Below are 21,276 nucleotides of genomic sequence, written 5' to 3'. Positions count from 1 at the left end.
GTGCCCGCGGGGCGCCCGGTTCGCCTGTCGAGCGGGCGGGGCCGGCGGTCAGTCGAGGATCTTCACCGGATCGCCGACGCGGACGGTGCCGCGCTGTTCGGGGACGAGGTTCTGGCCGAAGACCAGCTTGCCGTTCAGCTTGCGGTGCCGGCCGAGGGTCCGCAGCGGCTCCTTGCCGCGCGCGGCGGTCGTCTGGTCGGTGGTGGTGACGACGCACCGTCCGCACGGCTTGGCGACCCGGAAGGTCACGTCGCCCACGGCGAGCCGGGTCCAGCCGTCCTCCGCCCACGCCTCGGTGCCGTCGACGACGAGGTTGGGCCGGAAGCGGCTCATGGGGAGCGGGCCCTCGTGGGCGTGGTCGCCCTCGCCGATCAGCGCGTTGAGAGCGTCGAGGGAGGCGCTGGAGGTGACGAGGAGCGGGTAGCCGTCGGCGAGGCTGACGGTCTCGCCGGGCAGCGCGTACTTCGGGTTGATCGGGCGCCGGTGCTCGGGCGCGTCCAGGTGCACGAGCCGCGCGTCGGTCTCCAGATAGGCGGAGAACCAGGCGGCGGCCGCCTCCCCGGCGGGCACCGTCTCCACCGCCTTGTCGAAGATGTCCATGGTGAGCGTGGCGGAGGGCTCCGGCACCGGGACCAGCAGCGGCTCACGGCCGGGCGCGGTCAGCCGCAGGCCGCCGTCCGGGAGGGGTTCGGCCGCCGCGAGGGCGAGCCGCGGATGGCGGCGCTGGGTCATGACCGTGCCCGTGGCGTCGACGACCGCCCACCGGCGGTCGTGCGCGAGGCCCCAGGGCTGCACCTCGGCCTCCGCGCGGTCGAGCGCGCGGAGGGCCTTCACCGGATGGACGTGGACGGAGCGGAGGACGGGATCAGACATGCCCTCATCCTGCCAGCCGCTCCGACCCCGGTGCGGCCCGGGCCGCGTCGTCCGTCAGTAACCGCCGCCCTGGTAGGGGCGGTTGTACGGGTCCTGGTACGGCGCGGGGGCCGGGACCGGCGCCGGTGCGGGGCGCGGCGCCGCCGGGCGCATCGCCTCGTAGCCGGTGGCCATCGGGCGGGGCTGCTGCGGGACCGGACCCCCCGGGTAGCCGCGCGGCGGCGCGGGCTGCTGCGGGATGTACGGCGTGGGTGCCGGCTGCAGCGGCGCGGGCGCCATCTGCGGGGCCGGCTGCGGGTATCCGTACCCGCCGCCACCGTGGTACGCGGGCGCCGGCTGGGGCGACGGCGCCGACGGGAGGGCGGGCAGCGCCGCCGGCAGCGCCGGCAGGTAGGAACCGGTCGGCATGGGGGCCGGGTAGCCGACGGGGGCCTCGTACGCGGCGGGCACTCGGATCGGGGCGATCTGAGGCGTGCCCCGCTCCGCGACCAGGGAGTCGTAGATAGGGGTGTCCGGGAAGGACGGCGCGGTCTGGTAACCGCCTCCATAGCTGGAGCGGGGGGAGGTCATGGCACATAAGTTAAGCCCACGATCTGCCGATTGGGGAGCCTGCTCAACACCTTCTTTGACAGGCTTCTGACGGTTCCGGATCCCCAACCCGAGCGAACACGTCAAAAACGGGCAGCCCCCAGTCCCAAGATCGCGTAAAACCCGAGCTGGGAGGGGGTTACCGGCGGGTCGGCGCCCGCGCAGCCGAGAGGTGCGCCCGGTATGAAGAACGGATAAAGAAAAGGCGACCGGAAGGAGGGGGAGAAGTGATCTTGGGTATGTCGAATCGTCAATCCGGCACTCAAGGCGGCGCCGCGCACGCGCCGAATTCGCCGCGTTACTCCCCGTGTCGGGAAGCGAATTCACCGCCGTTCGCCGCGCCGCTTCCCGAGTACACCCGCCCCTTCCACGCCCCGCCCCGGCCCCGGTAGTGCCGCACCGCCGAATCCACCGTCATCGACAGATAGAGCAGAGCGGTGAACGGCAGCAGCGGAGCCGTCCAGGCCGCCACGCGGTAGTACCGGAGCATCGGCGCGTACGTCCCCGCCATCACCGCCCACGCCGCCCCGCCCGCCCACGCGGCCGCCGCGTCCCCGGACGCGAGCCCCGCCACCAGCGCGGCCGGCGGCACCGCGTAGACCAGCACCAGACCCGCAACGGTCCCCAGGAGCACCAGGGGGTTGTACCGGAGCTGGGCGTACGCGCTCCGCGTCACCATCCGCCACAGCTCCCCGAGCCCCGGGTACGGACGCACCGAGTCCACCCGCTCGGCCAGCCCCAGCCAGATCCTGCCGCCGGCCGCCCGCACCGCCCGCGCCAGCGCCACGTCGTCGATGACCGCCGCACGGATCGCGTCCGGCACCCCGGCCGCCACCGCCGTCTCCGTCCGCACCAGCACACAGCCCCCGGCCGCCGCCGTCGCCCGCGGCCGGGCCGCGTTGATCCAGCGGAACGGATAGAGCTGGGCGAAGAAGTACACGAAGGCCGGCACCACCAGCCGCTCCCAGGGGCTGGCCACCCGCAGCCGCGCCATCTGCGACACCAGGTCCCGGTCGTCGTCCAGCGCGGCGGCCACCAGCCGGCGCAGGCTGTCGGGCTCATGGGCGATGTCCGCGTCGGTGAGGAGCAGGAACTCCGGCCCCCGCGCGCGTGCCAGCGTCATCCCGTGCCGCAGCGCCCACAGCTTCCCCGTCCACCCCGGCCCCGGTTCCCCCGGCGACGCCACCGTCAGCGGCAGCCCGCCGTGGCGCGCGGCCAGCTCGGCGGCGAGCCCGCCGGTCCCGTCCGCGCTCCCGTCGTCGACCAGGATCACCTCGGCCCGGCCCGGATAGTCCTGGGCCAGCAGCGACGGCAGGCTCAGCGGCAGGACCCCGGCCTCGTCGCGCGCGGGCACCACCACCACGACGCCGGGCCAGTCCTCCGCCTCCCCGCGCGCGTGGCGCCGGCCGGGCCGCGGCAGGCGCTGGTCCGTGCGCCAGAAGAAGCCCTGGCCGAACAGCAGCCAGACCCAGACGGCCAGGGAGACGCACGCGAACCAGGCAAGGGTGCTCATTCGCCGCAGTCTGCCCCAGAACGCCGGGGACACCGGGCCCATCGGCTAGGGTGACCGGGTGAAGATCGCGCTCATGGACTCCGGAATCGGCCTCCTCCCGGCAGCCGCCGCGGTGCGCCGGCTGCGCCCGGACGCCGAGCTGCTGCTCTCGAACGACCCCGACGGCATGCCGTGGGGACCGCGTACCGTCGAGGACCTCACCGGACGCGCCCTCGCCGTCGCCCGCGCCGCCGCCGCCCACCGGCCGGACGCGCTGATCGTGGCCTGCAACACCGCCACCGTGCACGCCCTCCCGGCCCTGCGCGCCGCCCTCGAACCGGACATCCCGGTCATCGGCACCGTGCCCGCGATCAAGCCGGCCGCCGCGGCCGGCGGCAAGGTCGCCATCTGGGCCACCCCCGCCACCACCGGCAGCCCCTACCAGCGGGGACTCATCCGCGAGTTCGCCGCGGGCGCCGAGGTCACCGAGGTGCCCTGCCCCGGCCTCGCCGACGCCGTCGAGCACGCCGACCCCGAGGCCGTCGACCGCGCCGTCGCCGCCGCCGCCGCGCTCACCCCGCCGGACATCCGCGCCCTCGTCCTCGGCTGCACCCACTACGAACTCGTCGAGGACCGCATCCTCGCCGCCCTGGCCCCCCGCCGCCGCCCCGGCCTGCCGCCGCTCGTCTTCCACGGCTCCGCCGACGCCGTCGTCGCCCAGGCCCTCCGCCGCATCGGCGCCGAGCCCACCCCCGCCGCCGAGCCCACCGGCACCCTCTCCGTGCTGCTCAGCGGCCGCCCCGGCCCCCTCCCGGCCGCCGCCCTCGACTACGCCGCCGGCCGGCTCATCGCCGCCGCGCCCGCCCCCTCGCTCTGACCCCTCACCCCGGGTAGCCGAACGGCTCCGCTCCGGCGCGCTGAAACGGGCACGCCTGGGTATTCTTCCCGATATGAGGCAATCCGGGCATCAGCGTGCCGACGGGCCCCCGCCCGCCGTCTGGACCGGCCGCGCGACCAACCGCTTCCAGTGGATCGCCGCCGGCGCCGGAGCCGCCTGCATGGCGCTCGGGATCACCCTCGCCGTCGAATCCCCCTGGACCTCCGGCATCGCCGCCCTCGTCATGGCCGTCGTCGGCTGCGTCGCCGCCGGACTCCTCGTCCTCTTCGGCACCCTCGCCTTCGTCCACGTGGAGGTCCGCGTCGACGACCGCGCCATGGAGGTCCGCTGCGGCCACATCGGCGTCCCCCGCCGGACCATCCCCTTCACCGAGGTCGTCGACGCCGACTACGCCCCCACGGTCACCCCCCGCCAGTGGGGCGGCTGGGGCTACCGCTGGCGCCCCGACCGCGGCACCGCCGTCGTCGTCCGCCGCGGCGAGGGCCTGGTGCTCCGGCTCGCCGACGGCCGCACCTTCACCGTCACCGTCGACGGCGCCGAGGGAGCGGTCGACTCCATCCGCGGCCACCTCCGCCACCCCACCCCGCCCCAGACCCCCACCGGCGCCTGACGGGCACGCGCGCGTGGGACGGGCCGAGCGGACCGGGCGCGGCGCCCGGCCCCCACGTGCCGGACCAGGCGTCAACAGGCACGCCCCGTACACTCCGCAAGGTGAGCACCACCATCACCCCCGAAGCGGCCGGAGCCGCCGACGACACGCCCGCGACCGACGGCCGGCCGGGCCGCTTCGGCCAGGCCGCGCGGTTCGCCCGCCCCGGAGCGGCCCTGCTCTCCGGCGTCCTGCTCTACCTGAGCTTCCCGCCGCGCCCCCTGTGGTGGCTCGCGCTGCCCGCCTTCGCCCTGCTCGGCTGGAGCCTGGACGGGCGGCGCCTCCGCGCCGGCTTCGGCCTCGGCTACCTCGCCGGACTCGGCTTCCTCCTGCCGCTCCTCGTCTGGACCGGCGAAGAGGTCGGCCCGGTGCCGTGGCTCGCCCTCGCCGCCATCGAAGCCCTCTTCGTCGCCGCCGCCGGACTCGGCATCGCCGCCGTGTCCCGGCTGCCGTGGTGGCCGGTCTTCGCCGCCGGCGTCTGGATCCTCGGCGAGGCGGCACGCGCGCGCGTGCCCTTCGGCGGCTTCCCCTGGGGCAAGGTCGCCTTCGGCCAGGCCGACGGGATCTTCCTGCCCCTCGCCGCCGTCGGCGGCACCCCGGTGCTCGGCTACGCGGTCGCCCTGTGCGGCTTCGGCCTCTACGCGGCGGTCCGCCTGGTCCGCCTCCACCGCGCCACCGGCACCGTCCCGCGCGGACCGCTCGCCGCCGCCGCGCTCTCCGTCCTCGTCCCGGTCACCGGCGCGGTCGCCGCCCTGCCGCTCGTCAGCGACGCCCCCGAGGACGGCACCGCCACCGTCGCCGCCATCCAGGGCAACGTGCCCCGCCTCGGCCTCGACTTCAACTCCCAGCGCCGCCAGGTCCTCGACAACCACGCCGCCCGGACCCGCGAACTCGCCGCCGAGGTGAAGGCCGGGACCAAGCCCCAGCCGGACTTCGTCCTGTGGCCGGAGAACTCCTCCGACATCGACCCCTACGCCAACCCCGACGCCGCCGCCGTCATCGAGGGCGCCGTCGAGGCCGTCAAGGCCCCCACCGTCATCGGCGCCGTGATCTCCCCGCCCACCGGCAAGCTCCGCAACACCCTCATCCAGTGGGAGCCCGGCAAGGGACCCGTCGCCACCTACGACAAGCGGCACGTCCAGCCCTTCGGCGAGTACATCCCGATGCGCTCGGTCGTCCGCCTCTTCAACAGCAACGTCGACCGCGTGGCGCGCGACTTCGGCCCCGGGAACAAGGTCGGCGTCTTCGACCTCGCCGGCACCCGGGTCGGCCTCGCCACCTGCTACGAGGCCGCCTTCGACTGGGCCGTCCGCGACACCGTCACCCACGGGGCGCAGCTGCTCACCGTCCCCAGCAACAACGCCACCTTCGGCCACAGCGAGATGACCTACCAGCAGCTCGCCATGTCGCGCGTGCGGGCCGTGGAGCACAGCCGCGCGGTCGTCGTCCCGGTCACCAGCGGCGTCAGCGCGGTGATCCGCCCCGACGGCGAGATCGTCTCCCGGACGGCGATGTTCACCCCGGACTACCTGGTCGAGGAGGTGCCGCTGCGGTCCACCCAGACCCCCGCGACCCGGCTCGGCACCCTCCCGGAGGCCCTGCTCGCCGCCGTCGCCGCCGCCGGACTCGGCTGGGCCGCGGCCCGTGCCGTACGGGCCCGGCGCACCCGGGCCTGAGCCCCGGGACCGCCCCGGCGGATGATCTAGGGTCGACCGCATGGCTACCCCTGACTTCATCCGAGAGATCCGCAAGACAGCAGGGCACCAGCTGCTCTTCCTGCCCGGCGTCAGCGCCGTCGTGCTGGACGACCGGGGCCGGATCCTGCTCGGACGGCGCGCGGACAACGGGATGTGGGCCGTGATCGGCGGCATCGTCGAACCCGGCGAGCAGCCCGCGGACTGCGCGGTGCGCGAGGTCGAGGAGGAGACCGGGGTGGTCTGCGTGCCCGAGCGGGTGCTCATGGTGGAGACCCTGCGCAAGCCCGTCGTCTACCCCAACGGCGACGTCTGCCAGTACCTGGACGTGGCCTTCGCCTGCCGGGCCGTCGGCGGCGAGGCCCGGGTCAACGACGACGAGTCGACCGACGTCGGCTGGTTCGAGGTCGACGCGCTCCCCGAGATGAAGCGCTTCTCCCATCGCCGGATCGAGAAGGCGCTCGTCGACGAACCCACATGGTTCCGCACCACACAGGCCGGCTGAAGGAGGGGCCGCACGCACATCGGTGCGGAGACGGCCCCTTCGTAGGGCCCGGAGCATGAGCACCCCCGCCGCCCTCGCCCTCGACCTCCGTGGCCGCACCCCGCTCGTCGAACGGCAGGTCGCCGACCAGGCGGCCGCCCACGGCATCCCCGAGGGCCGGGTCCTCGCCGAGGTCCTGCTCGCCGACTCGGCGCCGAAGCGGCTCGCCGAACCCGAGGAGGTCGCCGCGGCCGTCGCCTACCTCTGCAGCCCGCAGGCGTCCTTCGCCACCGGCACCTCCCTCACCCCCGACGGCGGCTGGGCCGCCCACGAGGACCCGCCGCCCCCGACACGAGTCGTCCACAGGGACCGTCCACAGGGCTGGTGCGGGCACAGGTCCGCCGGGTATCCCTGTGTCCATGTCCCACGAACACGTCTCCTATCTGGAACTCCTCGCCCGGGGAGCCGCCACGGAGGCATACGACCGGCCCGTGCTCCTCGCCCGCGCGAGCGGCGCGGGTCCCGAGGAGCTGGCCGGCCTCGAGGAGGCCAAACAGCTCGCCCTGCGCGTCCGCGCCGAGCTGGAGGGCCGGCGGCGGCGCGAGGCCGAGCTGTCCGCGCTCTTCGCGACCGCCCACGACCTCGCGGGACTCCGCGACCTCGACGCGGTGCTCCGCGCCATCGTCCAGCGCGCCCGCGCCCTCCTCGGCACCGAGGTCGCCTATCTCAGCCTCAACGACCCGGCGGCCGGCGACACCTACATGCGGGTCACCGAGGGCTCCGTCTCCGCCCGCTTCCAGCAGCTCAGGCTCGGCATGGGAGAAGGACTCGGCGGACTGGTCGCACAGACCGCCCGCCCCTACGTCACCGACGACTACTTCCACGACGAGCGCTTCCAGCACACCCGCACCATCGACACCGCCGTCCGCGACGAGGGCCTCGTCGCCATCCTCGGCGTGCCGCTCACCCTCGGCAGCCAGGTCATCGGGGTGCTCTTCGCCGCCGACCGCCGCGCCAGGGTCTTCGGGCGCGAGCAGGTCGCCCTCCTCGGCTCCTTCGCCGCGCACGCGGCCGTCGCCATCGACACCGCCAACCTGCTCGCCGAGACCCGCTCCGCCCTCGCCGAGCTGGAGCGGGCCAACGACATCATCCGCGAGCACAGCGCCGTCATCGAGCGAGCCTCCGAGGTCCACGACCGCCTCTCCGAGCTGGTCCTGCGCGGCGGCGGCGTGCAGGACGTCGCCGACGCCGTCTCCGAGGTCCTCGGCGGCGCCGTCGAGTTCACCGAGACCACCGCGGGCCCCGCCCGCCACGCCGGCGGGCACGCGGTCCGCGACGGCGACGACTGGGTCGCCGCCGTCTCCGCCGGCGGCGAGCACCTGGGCGCGCTCGTCCTGCGCGGCCGGCCCGACCTCGACCCCGTCGACCTGCGCACCCTGGAGCGGGCCGCGCTCGTCACCTCCCTGCTGCTGCTCGCCCGCCGCTCGGCCGGCGAGGCCGAACAGCGGGTACGGGGAGAGCTGCTCGACGACCTCCTCGACGCCCCCGACCGCGACCGCCGCCTGCTCCGCGAGCGCGCCGCCCGCCTCCGCGCCGACAGCGACGCCCCGCACGTGGTGCTCGCCGCCCGGATCGACCGGGCCGGACCCGACGGCGGCAGCGAGCCGCCCGGCCGTGAGAGCGCCGACCGGCAGCGGCTCTGGTCCGCCGCCTCCCACCTCGCCGCCACCCGCCGCGGCCTCGCCTCCGCCCGCGACGGCGGCACGGTCCTGCTGCTGCCGCTGGGCCCCGGCGAGGACGCCGCCGAACTGGCCCGGCAGACCGCCGCCCAGCTGGGCGGCGCCCTGCGCGAACCGGTCACCGTCGGAGCCTCCGCGCCGGTACGGGCCCCGCTCGACCACCCGGACCAGGTGGCGGGCGCGTACCAGGAGGCCCGCCGCTGTCTCGACGCGCTGCGCGTGCTGCACCGCGCGGGCGAGGGCGCGGCGGCCGAGGACCTGGGCTTCCTGGGCCTGCTGCTCGCCGACGGCCGGGACATCGGCGGCTTCGTCGAGCGGACGATAGGCCAGGTCGTCGCGTACGACGGGCGCCGCGGCACCGATCTGGTCCGCACCCTGGACGCCTACTTCGCCAGCGGCATGAGCCCGGCCCGTACCAAGGACGACCTGCACGTCCACGTGAACACGGTGGCCCAGCGGCTGGAGCGGGTGGGCCGCCTCCTCGGCCCGGACTGGCAGTCGCCGCCCCGGGCCCTGGAGATACAGCTGGCGCTCCGCCTGCACGCCCTGGCGTCCCCGGCACCCGCCGGTGACCGAGGGAGGCCGTGACCCGGCGTGTCCGGGGCGCCGCGCCGTGTCGTCGCGCCTGCCGGGCCGCGGCGTGCTACGGTGGAGGTGTTGCAGTTGTGGTACCCATGAACCTATGTGCGCCTGACCGGAATGTTTTTCCGCAGGCGCATATTTCGTTTTACCGGCATCTCCGGATGGGGCCTCTGCCTTACAGAAGGAGACAGTCATGGCACAGGGAACCGTGAAGTGGTTCAACTCGGAGAAGGGCTTCGGCTTCATCGAGCAGGACGGTGGCGGTCCGGACGTGTTCGCCCACTACTCGAACATCGCCACCCAGGGCTTCCGTGAGCTCCAGGAGGGCCAGCGGGTCACGTTCGACGTCACGCAGGGCCAGAAGGGCCCGCAGGCGGAGAACATCGTCCCCGCCTGATCTCCGGACGCTCCAGTCCGACGCTCGCCGGGGTCCGCACCGCTTGGTGCGGACCCCGGTTTGTGCTGTTCGCGGTTCGCACAGTTTGCGGTTCGCGTAGTTCTTCGCGGTTCGTGCAGTCTAGGAAAGGCAGAGAAATATATGACCCGCAGGCCCCGGAAGCCGGGCAAGCGCGTTTCGGCAGCCTCGGCTCCGGCCTCGTCCGGCGAGTTCCGGATGCCGGAGAGCGCGACGCCCGCGCTCCCCGCCGTGGACGACTTCGCCGGTCTGGACATGCCCGCGGGGCTCCTGGCGACGCTCACCGCCCAGGGCGTGACCACGCCCTTCCCCATCCAGGGCGCCACCCTGCCCGACTCGCTCGCCGGCCGTGACGTGCTGGCCCGGGGGCGGACGGGCTCCGGCAAGACCCTGGCGTTCGGTCTGGCGCTGCTGGCCCGCACGGCCGGGCTGCGCGCGCAGTCGAAGGCCCCGCTGGCACTGGTGCTGGTGCCGACCCGCGAGCTGGCCCAGCAGGTCACGGACGCCCTGGCGCCGTACGCGACCGCGGTGAACGTGCGGCTGACCACCGTCGTCGGCGGGCTGTCGATCACCAAGCAGGCCGCCACGCTGCGGCGCGGCGTCGAGGTGGTCGTGGCGAGCCCCGGCCGGCTGAACGACCTGGTCGAGCGCGGCGACTGCGTCCTCGACGACGTCCGCATCACGGTGCTGGACGAGGCCGACCAGATGACCGACATGGGCTTCCTGCCGCAGATCACCAAGCTGATCAAGCAGGTGCGGCCGGACGGGCAGCGGATGCTCTTCTCCGCCACCCTGGACCGCAACATCGACCAGCTGGTCAAGCGCTTCCTGACCGACCCCGTGGTGCACTCCGTGGATCCCTCCGCGGGTGCGGTGACCACGATGGAACACCACGTCCTCCACGTGCAGGACGTGACCGACAAGAAGGCCGTCACCACCCGCATCGCGGCCCGGGACGGCCGGGTCATCCTCTTCCTCGACACCAAGCGGTCGGCGGACCGGCTCGCCAAGCGGCTCCTCTCCGTGGGTGTCCGCGCGGCGGCGCTGCACGGCGGCCGGACCCAGCCGCAGCGGAACCGGACCCTGGAGCAGTTCAAGAACGGCCAGGTCACCGCGCTGGTGGCGACGAACGTCGCGGCCCGCGGCATCCACATCGACGACCTCGACCTCGTCGTGAACGTCGACCCGCCGGCCGACCACAAGGACTACCTCCACCGGGGCGGCCGCACCGCCCGGGCCGGCGGCTCCGGCAGCGTCGTGACGCTGGTGCTGCCCGAGCAGAAGCACGAGGTCAGCCGGCTCATGAAGGACGCGGGCATCGCCCCGCGGACGACCCGCGTGAAGTCCAGCGACGAGGAGCTGGCCAGCCTCACCGGCGCCCGCGAGCCGTCCGGCGTCGCGGTCACCGTCGAGGTGCCACAGCAGCCCGCGCCGGCCGCGGCCCGCTCCGCCCGCGCGTCCACCGCCGAAGGCGGCCGCCCGTCCAGGCGGCGCCGTGGTGGCGGCGGCAACGCGGCGGCGGCCGGCGAGGCCCCCGCCCGGACGGGCGGCGCGCGCGGCACCGGCCGCCGCACCGCCGGCGGCGGCACGCAGGCGGCGAACGGCGGGAAGGCGGCCGCCGGCACGAAGGCCACGACCGGTGGCGGGCGCGCTGCGTCCGGCGGCGGCGCCACGGCCGGCGGCCGCGGCACCTCCCGGCGTACGGGAACCGGTGCGGCGGCCAGGTCGGGCGAGGCCGCCGCCAAGTCCGCCGGCCGTGGCGGCGAGCGGCGCTCCCGCCGGCGTACCTCCGCGCAGGGTGGTCCGTCGGAGCGCTGACGGCCGCGTGCCGTCGTCAGTCGAGGAAGTCGGCGACGAGGTCGGCGAACGTCTCCGGCGTCAGGACCTCCACGCCGAGCTTCTCGGCGGCGACCGCCTTCGAGCTGGGCTTGCCGGTGGCGGAGGGCGCCGAGACCAGGTAGCTGGTCTTGGCGTTGACGCCGCTGCCCGCCCGGCCTCCGGCCCGCTCGATGAGCTCGTTCATCTGCGAGCGGCCGTACCCGTCGAGCCGGCCCGTCATCTTCCCGGTGACCACCACGGTCATGCCGGTCAGCGGCCCCTCGGCGGGCGTGGCGCCGTCGGCGGCGGGCCCGCCGGACAGGCCGGCCGGCTCCGGCTCGGTCATGTTGACGCCGGCCGCGATCAGCTTGTCCACGACGGGGGCGAGGGCGGCGAGTTCGGCGACGACCACGGGCGCCTTCTCCGGGCCGATGCCCTCGACGGCCAGCAGGTCCTCGGCGCTCGCCGCGCGGATCGCCTCCATGGTGCCGAAGTGGGCCGCGAGCCGCCGCGACATGCGGCGGCCGGTGCCCCGGATGCCGAGGGCGCAGAAGACCCGGCTGAGCGGGCGGTTCCGGGCCAGCTCGAACTGCTCGACGAGCTTCGCGCCGCGCCGGGCGCTGCCCGCCGCGACCGTCAGCTGCTCCTCGGTCAGGGTGAACAGGTCGGCCACGTCCGTGACCAGGCCGGCGTCGATCAGCGCCTTGACGTACGTCTTGCCGAGGCCGTCGATGTCGAGGACGTCGCGCCCGGCGGCGTACTCGATCAGCGGGGCGAGCGCACAGCCGGCGCCCTTCGCGCACCGCCAGCGCTCCTGGCTCTTGTCGATGTCGCCGCCGCAGTGGGGGCAGGCCGTCGGCAGCGGGACCGGCACGGCGCCCGCGGGGCGCAGCTCGACGACCGGCGCCTGCACGCGCGGGATGATGTCGCCGGCCTTGTAGACGGTCACCGTGTCGCCGAGGTGCAGGTCGCGGCGGGCGATGTCCGCCGGGTTGTGCAGGGTGGCGCGGGAGACCGTGGAGCCGTCGATCTCGACCGCGTCGAGGACGGCGGTCGGCGCGAGCACGCCCGTACGTCCCACCTCCCAGACGACGTCCCGCAGCACGGTCTGCCGCTCCACGGCCGACAGCTTGTAGGCGATGGCCCAGTAGGGGAAGCGGCTCCCGAGGCCGGCCTCGGCCTGTTCGGCGGCGCTGTTCGCCTTGACGACCACGCCGTCGATGCCGAACGGCAGCCCGGCGCGCAGCGCCCCGATCGCGTCCACGCGGGCCTGCGCCTCGGCGACGGTGTCCACCACGTGCAGCCCGGCGGGGGTGTCGGCCGTCGTCCTGACCCCGGCCGCGGCGACCGCGGCGAGCACCTCGGCGTGCGTCGCCCCGGCGGGCAGAAACGATCCGCCGTCCAGGTCGACGGCGCCGTACGCCCAGAACGTCATCTCCAGCCGGTACGGCCGGTCCTTCGCCCGCAGCGTGCCCGCCACCGCGTTCCGCGGGTTCGCGAACGGTGCCCCGCCGTGGGCGGCGCGCACCTCCTGCGCCGTCTCGAACTGCTCGTGCGTGAACAGCACTTCGCCCCGGACCTCGAAGGTCACCGGCTCCGCCAGCCGCTCGGGCAGACCCACGACCGAGCCCACGACATGGCTGACGTCCTCCCCGTGCGTGCCGTCGCCGCGGGTGATGACCTGGACGAGCCGCCCGTCCCGGTACCGCGCGGCCACGGCCGCCCCGTCCAGCTTGGGCTCGACCGTGAACCCGCCCTCGACCGCCCGGCCCAGCCGCCGCTGCAGCGAGGCGTCCCAGGCGACCAGCTGCTCGGGTCCGAAGACGTTGTCGAGGCTGAGCAGGCGGGTGGTGTGCGCGACGTCGCCCTCCGGCGCGGCACCGTCGGCGACCAGCCCCGTGGGCGACTCCGCCCCGCCGCCCGGGTGCTCCGCCTCCCACGCCAGCACGGCCAGACGCAGCGCGTCGTACGACGCGTCGTCCAACGGGCTGTTCTCGCCCGCGTAGTAGGCGCGGGACGCGGCGCGCAACCGGTCGAGCGCGTCCTCGTACGCGGCGGGGCTGGACAGGACGAAGTACGCCTCAGCGGCGGGAGATGCGGTCATGGATCCATCTTCGCGCGAGGGTCTGACAATGCCCTTCCGCCAGGGGAGGCGTACGGTCAGCCCGCGAACGTCGGGCCCAGCGCGGCCAGCAGGCGGGCGGTCAGCTCCCCGCGGAGGGACCGGCCGGCGGCCGCCCCCGGCCCCTCGTCGGGGAAGGCCGACCAGTCGACCCGGTGGGCGGCCTCCTCGAACAGGGCGAGGGAGAGCGGCTCGCCGAGGCCGCCGGGCCACTCGTCGGCCTCCTTCAGCACGGTCTCCAGGAGCGGGAGGGGCAGGGTGCAGCTCTCGGCGAGGAGGACGGCGTCGTAGAGGTCCTTGGCCTGCGGGTACAGGTCGCAGCTCAGCCAGAGGAGTTTCCAGGCCAGCGAGAGCTCCCGGCCCGCCGCCCACACCCGGACGCCGGCGACCTCGGCGGTGCGGGGCGGGGCGGGGAGGCGTTCCTGGAAGACGAAGTCGAGCTGGACCTGGCCGCCGGGCAGACCGGGGGCGGTCCAGGGGAGCACGAGGCGGTGGCCGGGGACGCGTTCGTACGTCCAGATGTACTCGGAGACGGCGCCGGCGTCGTCGATCGTGAGGTCCAGGTCGAGCGAGCGGGCCAGCCGGTCGGAGGCCGCGGCGACACCGTCGAGCATGGCGCGGGTGCGCGGCTCCTCGATGCGCCAGGTCTCGGGGACCACCACGAAGTCGATGTCCTTGGGCGGGCGCGCGGCCTCCCCGAACCACGCGGACATCAGCATGCTGCCGCGCAGCACGAGCGAGTCCGCCCACGCGGAGCCGGCCACCGCCGCCAGCACCAGGTCCAGCGCGGAGCGCCGTGCCTCCTGCCAGCGGGCGCGCAGCTCCGGGTCGGCGACGACGTCGTCCGTGGGGCGGAACGCCTCGGCGAAGTGCTTGAGGGCGGGGTCGAAGACGCGGTGCCGGACGGCGGCGTCGCCGACGCCGGCGGTCAGCGTCCTCGGAGGCCCGCCCATCCGCCGCCGATACTCGCCGCGGGGTTCTCCGCTCGTGCCGGGGCCGTCCGGGATCGGGTCCGTCCACGTCGTCGATCCGGTCATGCGGTCGTCTCCAGGTGTCGTGGGGCCGTGTCGGGGTTCTCGGGGAGAGGGGTGGTGGCCGGCGGCTCGAGCCAGCCGTCGTCCACCGACAGGTCGCTGTCCCAGAGCACCAGTTCGCGCTCCTCGCCGATCACCTCGTGACCGGCCGCGGTCAGGGCGGCGAGCAGCTCGTCGCAGGCCCGGAGGGCGGCCGGGGCCGGCCCGGGGTGCCGTTGGGTGACGAAGCGTTCGTGCCGGCCGCCGGGCCCGGGCAGGGCGCGGCGGGCGTTCCACGAGAGGTGCGCGCCGTGCGGGACGACGAGGGCTTCGAGCGCGGCGTGGTCGTAGGCCGACGGCAGCGCCAGCTTGAGGTGATGCTCGTGGTAGCCGCCGCCCGGCCCCGTCGGCTCCTGACTCCACGGCACGGTCTCCACCTTGACCCGCACCGGCGCGAACCCGGCCGCCCGCAGCGCCTCCACGAGCGCCGGGTGGCCGGTGCGGTCGGGAAGCGTCAGCATCGGCTGGACGGGCGTCCGGCCGCGCGCCAGCACGATGGTGGTGACCTTGAGCCCCCTGCGCCCCGCCCACGCCTCCAGCCGAGCGCCCTCGTCCTCGCCCGCACACCGCACGGTGATGTGCGTCTCGTACGCCCCCGGCGCGTCGACCGTCCCATACGCCCCCTGCGCGTTGACCGCCCCTCCGGCCTCGTCCTTCACGTGCACGTGCGCACCCTTCTCCCGGCGCGCGAGTCTGCCAGACGGTCGGCAACCGGCTCATCCCGGTATCCGCGCGGCCCCGGCGGCGCGGCGCGTCGGTGCAGGCGGCAGGATGCGGGACGGGAGGGGGTTTGAATGTGTTCAGAAATCTGGCCGGAGAGCGAGGGACGGCGGCACGCGCGCGTGGAGGAGCGGTACGACGACCTCCTCGCGATCTCGACGGCGGTGCTGCTCGTCGAAGCCGTGGTGGGCGTCATCGCGTACTACGTGTGGCAGGAGACCCTGGAGACTCCGGTACGCGCGTACAGCGCGATGGGGCTGGTTCTCGCGGTGGTGGCCGCGCCGTTCCTCCTGATGGTCGCGGTCGTCGCCCTGGTGGCGCTGTCGGGGGTGCTGGTCCTGCCGTCGATGGTCGGGGCCGCGTGGTGCGGGCGGCGGTTCTCGGGCCGTGAGGTGTGGTGGTGGGTTCCCGCAACCGCGGGCGCGGTGGCGGCCGTGGCAGTCCTGGCAGGGGTCCTGCGGTGGGAGGTCGGGCCGTGGACCGCGCTGGCCGGGTGGGGAGCGGTGACGGCGGGCCTCGCCGTGCCCGCGCTCGTCGCCCGGAGGATGCTGCTGCCCGGTCGGCCCCGGCTCTCGGCGCGCGCGATGCTCGGACGGGTGGCGCTGGGCGGGACCCTTGCCGTCGTCACCGCGTGGGCCGCCGCCGGCGCCGCTCTGTACGCGGGCGTCGGGTACGAGCCGCCGCGGGTGAGCGCCGAACTCCTCGCCGGTGTCTGGTCCGACGGCGCGGGCGGCAGCCTCACCCTCGCGGCCGGCGGGAGCGCCACGGCCGAGCGCGTCGAGACCTTCGGCGACGAGAACGGCACCGACCGGTGCAGCGGCACCGGCACCTGGACGTACGTTCCGGGCGACGACCCGTGGGCGCAGGAGGTCGTCGTCGCGGTCGAGGGGTGCGAGCTCGTGCCGTGGAGCGTCTACGGGACCGTGGAACGCCCGAAGCTCTTCGTCCTCGTCGGCGACCCGGACGCGGGCGACTTCCGTGTCCTGCGCAGGGGCGGTCCGCGGGGATGAGGCGTGGGGCGGTTTCGGGGTGGGTCGTACGATCCCGGAGTGCATCCCACGGTGACGTCGCAGCCCAGTCAGCGCCCCCGGCCCTTCCGGGCGGTTCCGGTGAGTCCCGAGGAGGCGCTGGCCGCGGCCGGGGCGGTCGGGGGGCCGCCGGGCGGGTGGCGTGCGTGGGCGGGTGAGGTGCTGGTGCCGTCGGTCCGGGTGGCGTTGCTGGGGGCGGAGGTCGGACGGGACCCGGGCGTGCTGCGGCGCGAGGAGCGGGGGGAGGTGCTGTACCAGGCCGTTCGGGGCGTGGGGGTGGAGGACTGCGCTCACATGGCGTCGCTGGTGGGGGAGTTGGCGGCGAGCCGGGACGCCGTCCTGGAGGGGGAGGCGGTGCGGCTGGCCGGGGAGGGGTTGCGGGCGGGGGTGCTCGATGCCGGCTTCGTGCGGGACACGCTCGTGGGGCTGCTCGGGTCGGCGTCCGCGGGCGTCGTGAACCGGGCGCTCGCCGCGCTCGCCGAGCCCTGGGCCGTCGTCCCGCCGCTGCCGGCCGACCGGTTCGACGGGCTGCTCGGGCCGGCGACCGCCGACGCCGCGCTCACGACCGCCGTCGCCCATGGGCACGGGGAACCGCTGTGGCGGGCGGCGGTGGAACCGGACCGGTCGCCGCTCGTACGGAGGCGGGCCCTGGCCCTCTACGGGGAGACGGCGCGGCGTGGGGACGTGCCGGCCGTGCTGCGGCTCGCCGGGGAGGACCCGCTGCTGCTCGCCGCGCCCGCCGTGGAGTGTCTGCGCGCGCTGCACCGGCGCGGCCACTTCGTCACCGGGCCGGACGTCCCCGCCGTGCTGGGCCTCGCGCTCGCCGACCACACCGTCCCCGCCCGCACCGTGGCGACCGTCCTCTTCACCGCCCGGCACGACGTGCTGCGGCTGCTGGCCGACGGCGCGCCCGACGATCCCGCCTGGCCGCGCCGGCTGGAACTGCTCGTCGCGCTGGACGCGCAGGGGGTCGGGGGCCTGCCGGTGGCGGCCGAGATCGCCCGCATCCTGCCGCTCGCGTCCGCACCGGCGCCGTTCCTGCGCGCCCTCCGCGCCCTCCGCGACCCCGGCACCGAGGACGCCGTCCTCGCCGCCCTTCCGCACGCGCCCGCCGACGCGCTCGACGCCCTGGAGGCCGTCGGCGGCGAGCGGACGGTACGGGTCCTGGCCGCGGCCCTCGGCCTCGACGCCTTCGCACCGGCCGACGGCGCGCTCCGCGACCCGGACGGGGGGCCCGAACCGGACGTCGTCGAGAGGGCGTTGCGGGCCCACCGGTCGCGGGCGCTGGAGCTGGTCTGGCTGCTGGCCGCGGATCCCGGGGTCCGGCGGGAACTGCTCGTACGGATGGACGCGGCCGCCCTGCCCGCCCGGGTGGCCGCCGACCTGGGCGGTCCGGACGAGCGTGAACTCGCCCTCCTCGCCGCCCACCTGGATCCCGGCCGGCCCACCGCCGCCCTGACCCGGCTCGCCGAGCACGCCGGTCCCGGACTCCTGCCCGTCCTCGCCGACCTCCTGCTGCGGATCGCCGGGGAGGCCGCCTCGGCGTGGGAGCCCGGCGGCGCGGAGCCCGTACCGGACGAGGAGCCGACGGTGCCCGCGGAGGTCGTCACGGCGCTGTGCCGGCTCGGGGCGCGGCTGCACGCGCGCGGTCGGATCCGGCCGGTGTGCCTGCTGGACGCCCGGGACGCCGAAGCCGCCGGCCACGCGCTCGCCGCAGACCTGGCCCTGGGGCTCCTGGACCGGTCCGGGCTCACGGCCGGCGAACAGGCCGTCCTGCTCCGCCTGTTGCTCGACCTCCCGCAGGCGCCACACCCGACGATCCGGCGCCGGGTGCACCCCCTCCTGCGCCACCCCGACCGGCACGTCCGCAAGCACGTCGTCGCCCTGCTCGCGCGTGACACCGACGGCGACGGCGTCGAAGCCGTGTCGGCGACGCTGCTCGCGCTGACCGGACCGGACCGGGACCCGCAGACCGTACGCCGGACCCTGGACGCCCTCGGCGACGCCGGGGCCCGCTGGGCGTCGGACGCGATCGCCGCCTGCCTCGACCACCCCCAGACGAACGTCCGCAAGACGGCGGCCCGCGCCCTCGCCACCGCCGGAACGGCCCGGGCCGTGCCCCACCTCCTCCACCGGCTCGGCCGCGACGACAACCCCGGCCTGCGCACCCTCCTCCTCGACGCCCTCCGCGCCCTCCTCGGCGACACCCTCCCCGCCACCGTCACCGCCGCGGCGGACCACGCGCCGGACGCCCGCGTCCGCGACCGGCTCCTCGCCGCGCTCGCCGCGGGACCGGCCCCGGACCCGTACGCGACCGACGTCGAGCGCCTGACGGAGGACGGCTGGGACCCCGACACCGCCCTGCGCCTCGCCGAGCGGCCCCCGCGCGCCGCCCGGCTCCGCGCGACCCGCCCGTACCTCGCCGACTGGCTCGCACTCGCCGCAACGTCGGAGCGGGCCCGGCGGGCGGCCCTCGGAGTGCTGCCGTACGCGGTCGGTCCCGGCCCCCGCACGGCGCAGGAGCGCGATGTGCTCGCCCGGCACGTGACGGTGCTCCTCGACGGGCTCGCCGAGGCGGAGGGGGAGACGCGGGACGGGATCCTCGGACTCCTGGAGGAGGTCGCGGACCGTCCGTCCGTCAGTCCCGAACTCATCGCCGCTGTACGGGCATCGCCCCTGCGCGCGCCCGGTCGGAGGTCCACTCTGCGGCTGCTCCGGCGTGCCGGTGCCGTCGTGGTCCGCGCCGACCTCGACCGCGAACTCGCGGCCTCCGCGAGGGCGTCTGAACCGGGGCGGGCCGGGGTTGCGGTGCTGCGGGAGGCGTTCGGGATCGCCCAAGCCTCCGTCCGGCCCCCCTGCTACAGCGAACTCGCCGCCGCCACACGGAGCGTGCGCGCGTTGGCCGCGTACCGGGAACGGGGAGCGGCCGCCGGTTCGCGCGACCTGCTGGCCGCGCTCGCCGAGCTCCACGCGGACGCCACACCGGACGTACGGGCAGCGCTCCTGGACTGGATGACGGAGCTCCAGCCGCTGGACGCCCCGCCGTGGACCCTCGCGGAGGAGGCCCGCGCGGCGGACTCCGCCCCGCGCGTCGTCCACCCCGCGGACCTGGACCAGCCCCGCTCCGGCGCGCAGCGGCAGCGGCTGCTGGCCCTGCTCGACGGCGACTCCAGGCAGCAGCGGAACAGGGCCGCGCACGCGCTCCTCGCCTGGCCCGAACCGGCGGCCCGCGCCGCCGCCCTCGGCGCCCATCTGCGGGGCCGGACCGACGAGCCCGCCGACCCCGCACTGCGGACGGCGCTGGGCCGGGCGCTGGCGGAAGCCGCTCCCGGGACGCTGCTCGGCGCCGGGGTCCGTCCCGACCGGGTGGCGCGGATCGCCACCACCCTCGGCGCACGGGAGCTCCAGCCCCTCCTCCCCGTCCTCCTCCACCTGTGGGAGCACGGGCCGGACGGCGACACGCGGGCGGACGCGTTCGGCTCCCTGCGGCGCGTGCCCGCCGACGCCCTGGCGGCGCACCTGGAACCGCGGCTCGCGGCAGGGGCGACGGGACTGCTGGACCTGGTCGCCGGCCGTCCCCTGCTGCGCACGCCCCTCCTGGACCGGCTGCGCGCGCGGCACCCCGAGGCGGGGCTCGACCTCGTCGACGGCCCGCTGCACGGCCCGGAGGCCGCCGGGCACCGGGCGGCCGCGCTGCGCAGCCTGCGGGAGCGGGCGCCCGTCCCCGTACCCCCGCGGTCCTCCGGTCACTCCGACGACGAGCTGGTCGCCCTGCTGCGGTCGCCCGAACCGCCGCGGATCCGGCGGACCCTGGCCCGCCTGACGGAGCGGTCCGTCTCCCTCCGCCCGGGCCGCCTCGAAGGGGTGCTGCGGGAGCTGCTGGACCACCCCGAGACAGGCGTACGGCTGCACGCGCACCGGACCTCGCGGGCGCTGCTCGACCGGGACACGCATCTGCGGCTGACCGAGGTCCTGCTCGGCGACGCGCAGCCCGACGTGGTGCGCACCGCGATCCGGGTGCTGTCGCGGGCGCGGTGGCGGCCGGCGGTGCCCGCGTTCGTCGCGCTCCTCGACCACGGCCGGGCCACCGTGCGGCGGGCGGCCGAGGAGGCCGTGCTGGTCGCCGGACCGGAGGCCGTCCCCGTGCTCCGCAAGTCCGCCTCCCACGCCCGCCCGGACCGGCGGGCCGGCTACGAGAGCCTGCTCGCGCGCATCCGGGAGACGGAGCGGCGGGAGTCGGAGGGGCAGAAGGCGGACGGGCGGGAGACGGACGGGCAGGAGTCGGAAGGGCGATAGGCGGCGGAACGCGGCGGGGGCGGCGTACGCCGACGGGTGTCGGGTACGCCGCCCTGGCGGCCGGTGGCCCTGGAGGAGCCGTGCGGGTTACGCGGGGTCGCGGTTGAAGACCGACTTCGACCAGAGGTAGCCGAGGGCCGTGAGGCCGACGCACCACACGATAGCGAGCCAGCCGTTGTGGCCGATCTCGGTGCCGAGGAGGAGGCCGCGGAGGGTCTCGATGGCAGGGGTGAAGGGCTGGTACTCGGCGATCGGCTGGAACCAGCCCGGCATCGAGTCGATCGGGACGAACGCGCTGGAGATCAGGGGGAGGACGACCAGCGGGAGGGCGTTGTTGCTCGCGGCCTCCGCGTTGGGGGAGACCAGGCCCATGCCGACGGCGATCCAGGTGAGCGCGAAGGCGACCAGGGCCGTCAGGCCGAAGGCGGCGAGCCATTCGAGGGCGGTCGCGTCGGTGGAGCGGAAGCCGGCGGCGACGGCGACGGCGCCGACGAGGACCACGCTCATGACGCACTGCAGCACGCTGCCCACGACGTGCCCGACGAGGATCGACGGGCGGTGGATCGCCATGGTGCGGAAGCGGGCGATGATGCCCTCGGTCATGTCGTTGGAGACGGAGACCGCCGTCCCGACCACCGTGCCGCCGACGGTCATCATCAGGATGCCGGGCACCACGTAGGCGATGTACGCGGCGCGGTCGGCGCCGCCGCCCATGCCGGCGCTCATCACGTCGCCGAAGATGTAGACGAAGAGCAGGAGCAGCATCACCGGTGTGAGCAGCAGGTTCAGCGTGAGGGAGGGGTAG

At 75.7% G+C, this 21,276-nt stretch carries 16 protein-coding genes and 1 pseudogene; 10 read left to right on the top strand and 7 right to left on the bottom strand.

Annotated elements, in window-relative coordinates; translation table 11 throughout:
- Positions 1–48: 48 nt before the first annotated feature.
- The 3 genes from IF73_RS0130660 to IF73_RS0130650 form a co-directional block, all read right to left on the bottom strand.
- Positions 49–873 carry an MOSC domain-containing protein gene (locus IF73_RS0130660; protein WP_031013764.1) on the bottom strand — a complete coding sequence of 275 codons (825 nt, stop codon included), beginning with the start codon at positions 871–873 and terminating at the stop codon, positions 49–51.
- Positions 874–927: 54 nt separating this feature from the next.
- Entirely contained in the window at positions 928–1,443 is a 516-nt protein-coding gene (locus IF73_RS0130655) for a DUF6643 family protein (protein WP_031013762.1), read from the bottom strand.
- A gap of 316 nt (positions 1,444–1,759) precedes the next feature.
- Positions 1,760–2,974, bottom strand: coding sequence for a glycosyltransferase (locus tag IF73_RS0130650; protein WP_031013761.1), 1,215 nt, complete (start codon positions 2,972–2,974; stop codon positions 1,760–1,762).
- Between the two features lie 58 nt (positions 2,975–3,032).
- Between IF73_RS0130650 and IF73_RS0130645 the strand changes: the two genes are divergently transcribed.
- From IF73_RS0130645 to IF73_RS0130615, 8 genes and pseudogenes are all read left to right on the top strand, one after another.
- Positions 3,033–3,830 carry a glutamate racemase gene (locus IF73_RS0130645; protein ID WP_031013760.1) on the top strand — a complete coding sequence of 266 codons (798 nt, stop codon included), beginning with the start codon at positions 3,033–3,035 and terminating at the stop codon, positions 3,828–3,830.
- Between the two features lie 73 nt (positions 3,831–3,903).
- Positions 3,904–4,461 carry a hypothetical protein gene (locus IF73_RS0130640; RefSeq protein WP_031013759.1) on the top strand — a complete coding sequence of 186 codons (558 nt, stop codon included), beginning with the start codon at positions 3,904–3,906 and terminating at the stop codon, positions 4,459–4,461.
- 101 nt (positions 4,462–4,562) lie between these two features.
- Complete coding sequence (lnt, locus tag IF73_RS0130635; protein WP_031013758.1) at positions 4,563–6,176, top strand: apolipoprotein N-acyltransferase; 1,614 nt, start codon at positions 4,563–4,565, stop codon at positions 6,174–6,176.
- Positions 6,177–6,216: 40 nt separating this feature from the next.
- Complete coding sequence (locus IF73_RS0130630; protein WP_031013756.1) at positions 6,217–6,699, top strand: NUDIX hydrolase; 483 nt, start codon at positions 6,217–6,219, stop codon at positions 6,697–6,699.
- 94 nt (positions 6,700–6,793) lie between these two features.
- Positions 6,794–7,009 (top strand): annotated as a pseudogene (locus IF73_RS39945) (SDR family oxidoreductase); the annotation flags it as partial.
- Between the two features lie 88 nt (positions 7,010–7,097).
- Entirely contained in the window at positions 7,098–9,005 is a 1,908-nt protein-coding gene (locus tag IF73_RS0130625) for a helix-turn-helix domain-containing protein (RefSeq protein WP_037881021.1), read from the top strand.
- Positions 9,006–9,192: 187 nt separating this feature from the next.
- The gene (locus IF73_RS0130620) at positions 9,193–9,396 is read left to right on the top strand and encodes a cold-shock protein (RefSeq protein ID WP_031013754.1); all 204 of its coding nucleotides are present in this window, start codon (positions 9,193–9,195) and stop codon (positions 9,394–9,396) included.
- Between the two features lie 141 nt (positions 9,397–9,537).
- Positions 9,538–11,232 carry a DEAD/DEAH box helicase gene (locus IF73_RS0130615; protein WP_037881019.1) on the top strand — a complete coding sequence of 565 codons (1,695 nt, stop codon included), beginning with the start codon at positions 9,538–9,540 and terminating at the stop codon, positions 11,230–11,232.
- 16 nt (positions 11,233–11,248) lie between these two features.
- Here the strand turns inward: IF73_RS0130615 and ligA are convergent, their stop codons facing one another.
- The 3 genes from ligA to IF73_RS0130600 are packed head-to-tail and all read right to left on the bottom strand — an operon-like array spanning position 11,249 to position 15,092.
- Positions 11,249–13,336: an NAD-dependent DNA ligase LigA gene (ligA, locus tag IF73_RS0130610; protein ID WP_031013751.1), complete on the bottom strand. Its 2,088-nt coding sequence runs from the start codon at positions 13,334–13,336 to the stop codon at positions 11,249–11,251.
- 56 nt (positions 13,337–13,392) lie between these two features.
- The gene (locus IF73_RS0130605; RefSeq protein WP_051717473.1) at positions 13,393–14,391 is read right to left on the bottom strand and encodes a nucleotidyl transferase AbiEii/AbiGii toxin family protein; all 999 of its coding nucleotides are present in this window, start codon (positions 14,389–14,391) and stop codon (positions 13,393–13,395) included.
- A complete protein-coding gene (locus IF73_RS0130600) occupies positions 14,388–15,092 on the bottom strand; it encodes a hypothetical protein (RefSeq protein WP_063833497.1) in 705 nt (234 codons plus the stop codon). The genes IF73_RS0130605 and IF73_RS0130600 overlap by 4 nt, the downstream gene beginning before the upstream one ends.
- Positions 15,093–15,221: 129 nt before the next feature.
- Between IF73_RS0130600 and IF73_RS38905 the strand changes: the two genes are divergently transcribed.
- Positions 15,222–16,157 carry a hypothetical protein gene (locus IF73_RS38905; RefSeq protein ID WP_158822194.1) on the top strand — a complete coding sequence of 312 codons (936 nt, stop codon included), beginning with the start codon at positions 15,222–15,224 and terminating at the stop codon, positions 16,155–16,157.
- Positions 16,158–16,256: 99 nt separating this feature from the next.
- The gene (locus IF73_RS0130590) at positions 16,257–20,471 is read left to right on the top strand and encodes a HEAT repeat domain-containing protein (RefSeq protein WP_158822192.1); all 4,215 of its coding nucleotides are present in this window, start codon (positions 16,257–16,259) and stop codon (positions 20,469–20,471) included.
- An 87-nt stretch (positions 20,472–20,558) separates the two neighbouring features.
- On the opposite strand, the gene IF73_RS0130585 is transcribed toward IF73_RS0130590, so the two are convergent.
- Positions 20,559–21,276 (bottom strand): ABC transporter permease (locus IF73_RS0130585; protein WP_031013745.1); only part of this gene is annotated, 718 nt, incomplete at its 5' end.

This window comes from Streptomyces sp. NRRL F-5727 (genome assembly GCF_000719555.1).
In the GTDB taxonomy this organism is placed as follows: domain Bacteria; phylum Actinomycetota; class Actinomycetes; order Streptomycetales; family Streptomycetaceae; genus Streptomyces.
This window is presented reverse-complemented; position numbering and strand designations above follow the sequence as displayed.

Bases quoted from the DNA above. Each gene is read 5' to 3' on its own strand.
- IF73_RS0130660 (WP_031013764.1), bottom strand. From the start codon at position 873: ATGTCTGATCCCGTCCTCCGCTCCGTCCACGTCCATCCGGTGAAGGCC.
- IF73_RS0130655 (WP_031013762.1), bottom strand. From the start codon at position 1,443: ATGACCTCCCCCCGCTCCAGCTATGGAGGCGGTTACCAGACCGCGCCG.
- IF73_RS0130650 (WP_031013761.1), bottom strand. From the start codon at position 2,974: ATGAGCACCCTTGCCTGGTTCGCGTGCGTCTCCCTGGCCGTCTGGGTC.
- IF73_RS0130640 (WP_031013759.1), top strand. From the start codon at position 3,904: ATGAGGCAATCCGGGCATCAGCGTGCCGACGGGCCCCCGCCCGCCGTC.
- IF73_RS0130630 (WP_031013756.1), top strand. From the start codon at position 6,217: ATGGCTACCCCTGACTTCATCCGAGAGATCCGCAAGACAGCAGGGCAC.
- IF73_RS0130625 (WP_037881021.1), top strand. From the start codon at position 7,098: ATGTCCCACGAACACGTCTCCTATCTGGAACTCCTCGCCCGGGGAGCC.
- IF73_RS0130620 (WP_031013754.1), top strand. From the start codon at position 9,193: ATGGCACAGGGAACCGTGAAGTGGTTCAACTCGGAGAAGGGCTTCGGC.
- IF73_RS0130615 (WP_037881019.1), top strand. From the start codon at position 9,538: ATGACCCGCAGGCCCCGGAAGCCGGGCAAGCGCGTTTCGGCAGCCTCG.
- ligA (WP_031013751.1), bottom strand. From the start codon at position 13,336: ATGACCGCATCTCCCGCCGCTGAGGCGTACTTCGTCCTGTCCAGCCCC.
- IF73_RS0130605 (WP_051717473.1), bottom strand. From the start codon at position 14,391: ATGACCGGATCGACGACGTGGACGGACCCGATCCCGGACGGCCCCGGC.
- IF73_RS38905 (WP_158822194.1), top strand. From the start codon at position 15,222: ATGTGTTCAGAAATCTGGCCGGAGAGCGAGGGACGGCGGCACGCGCGC.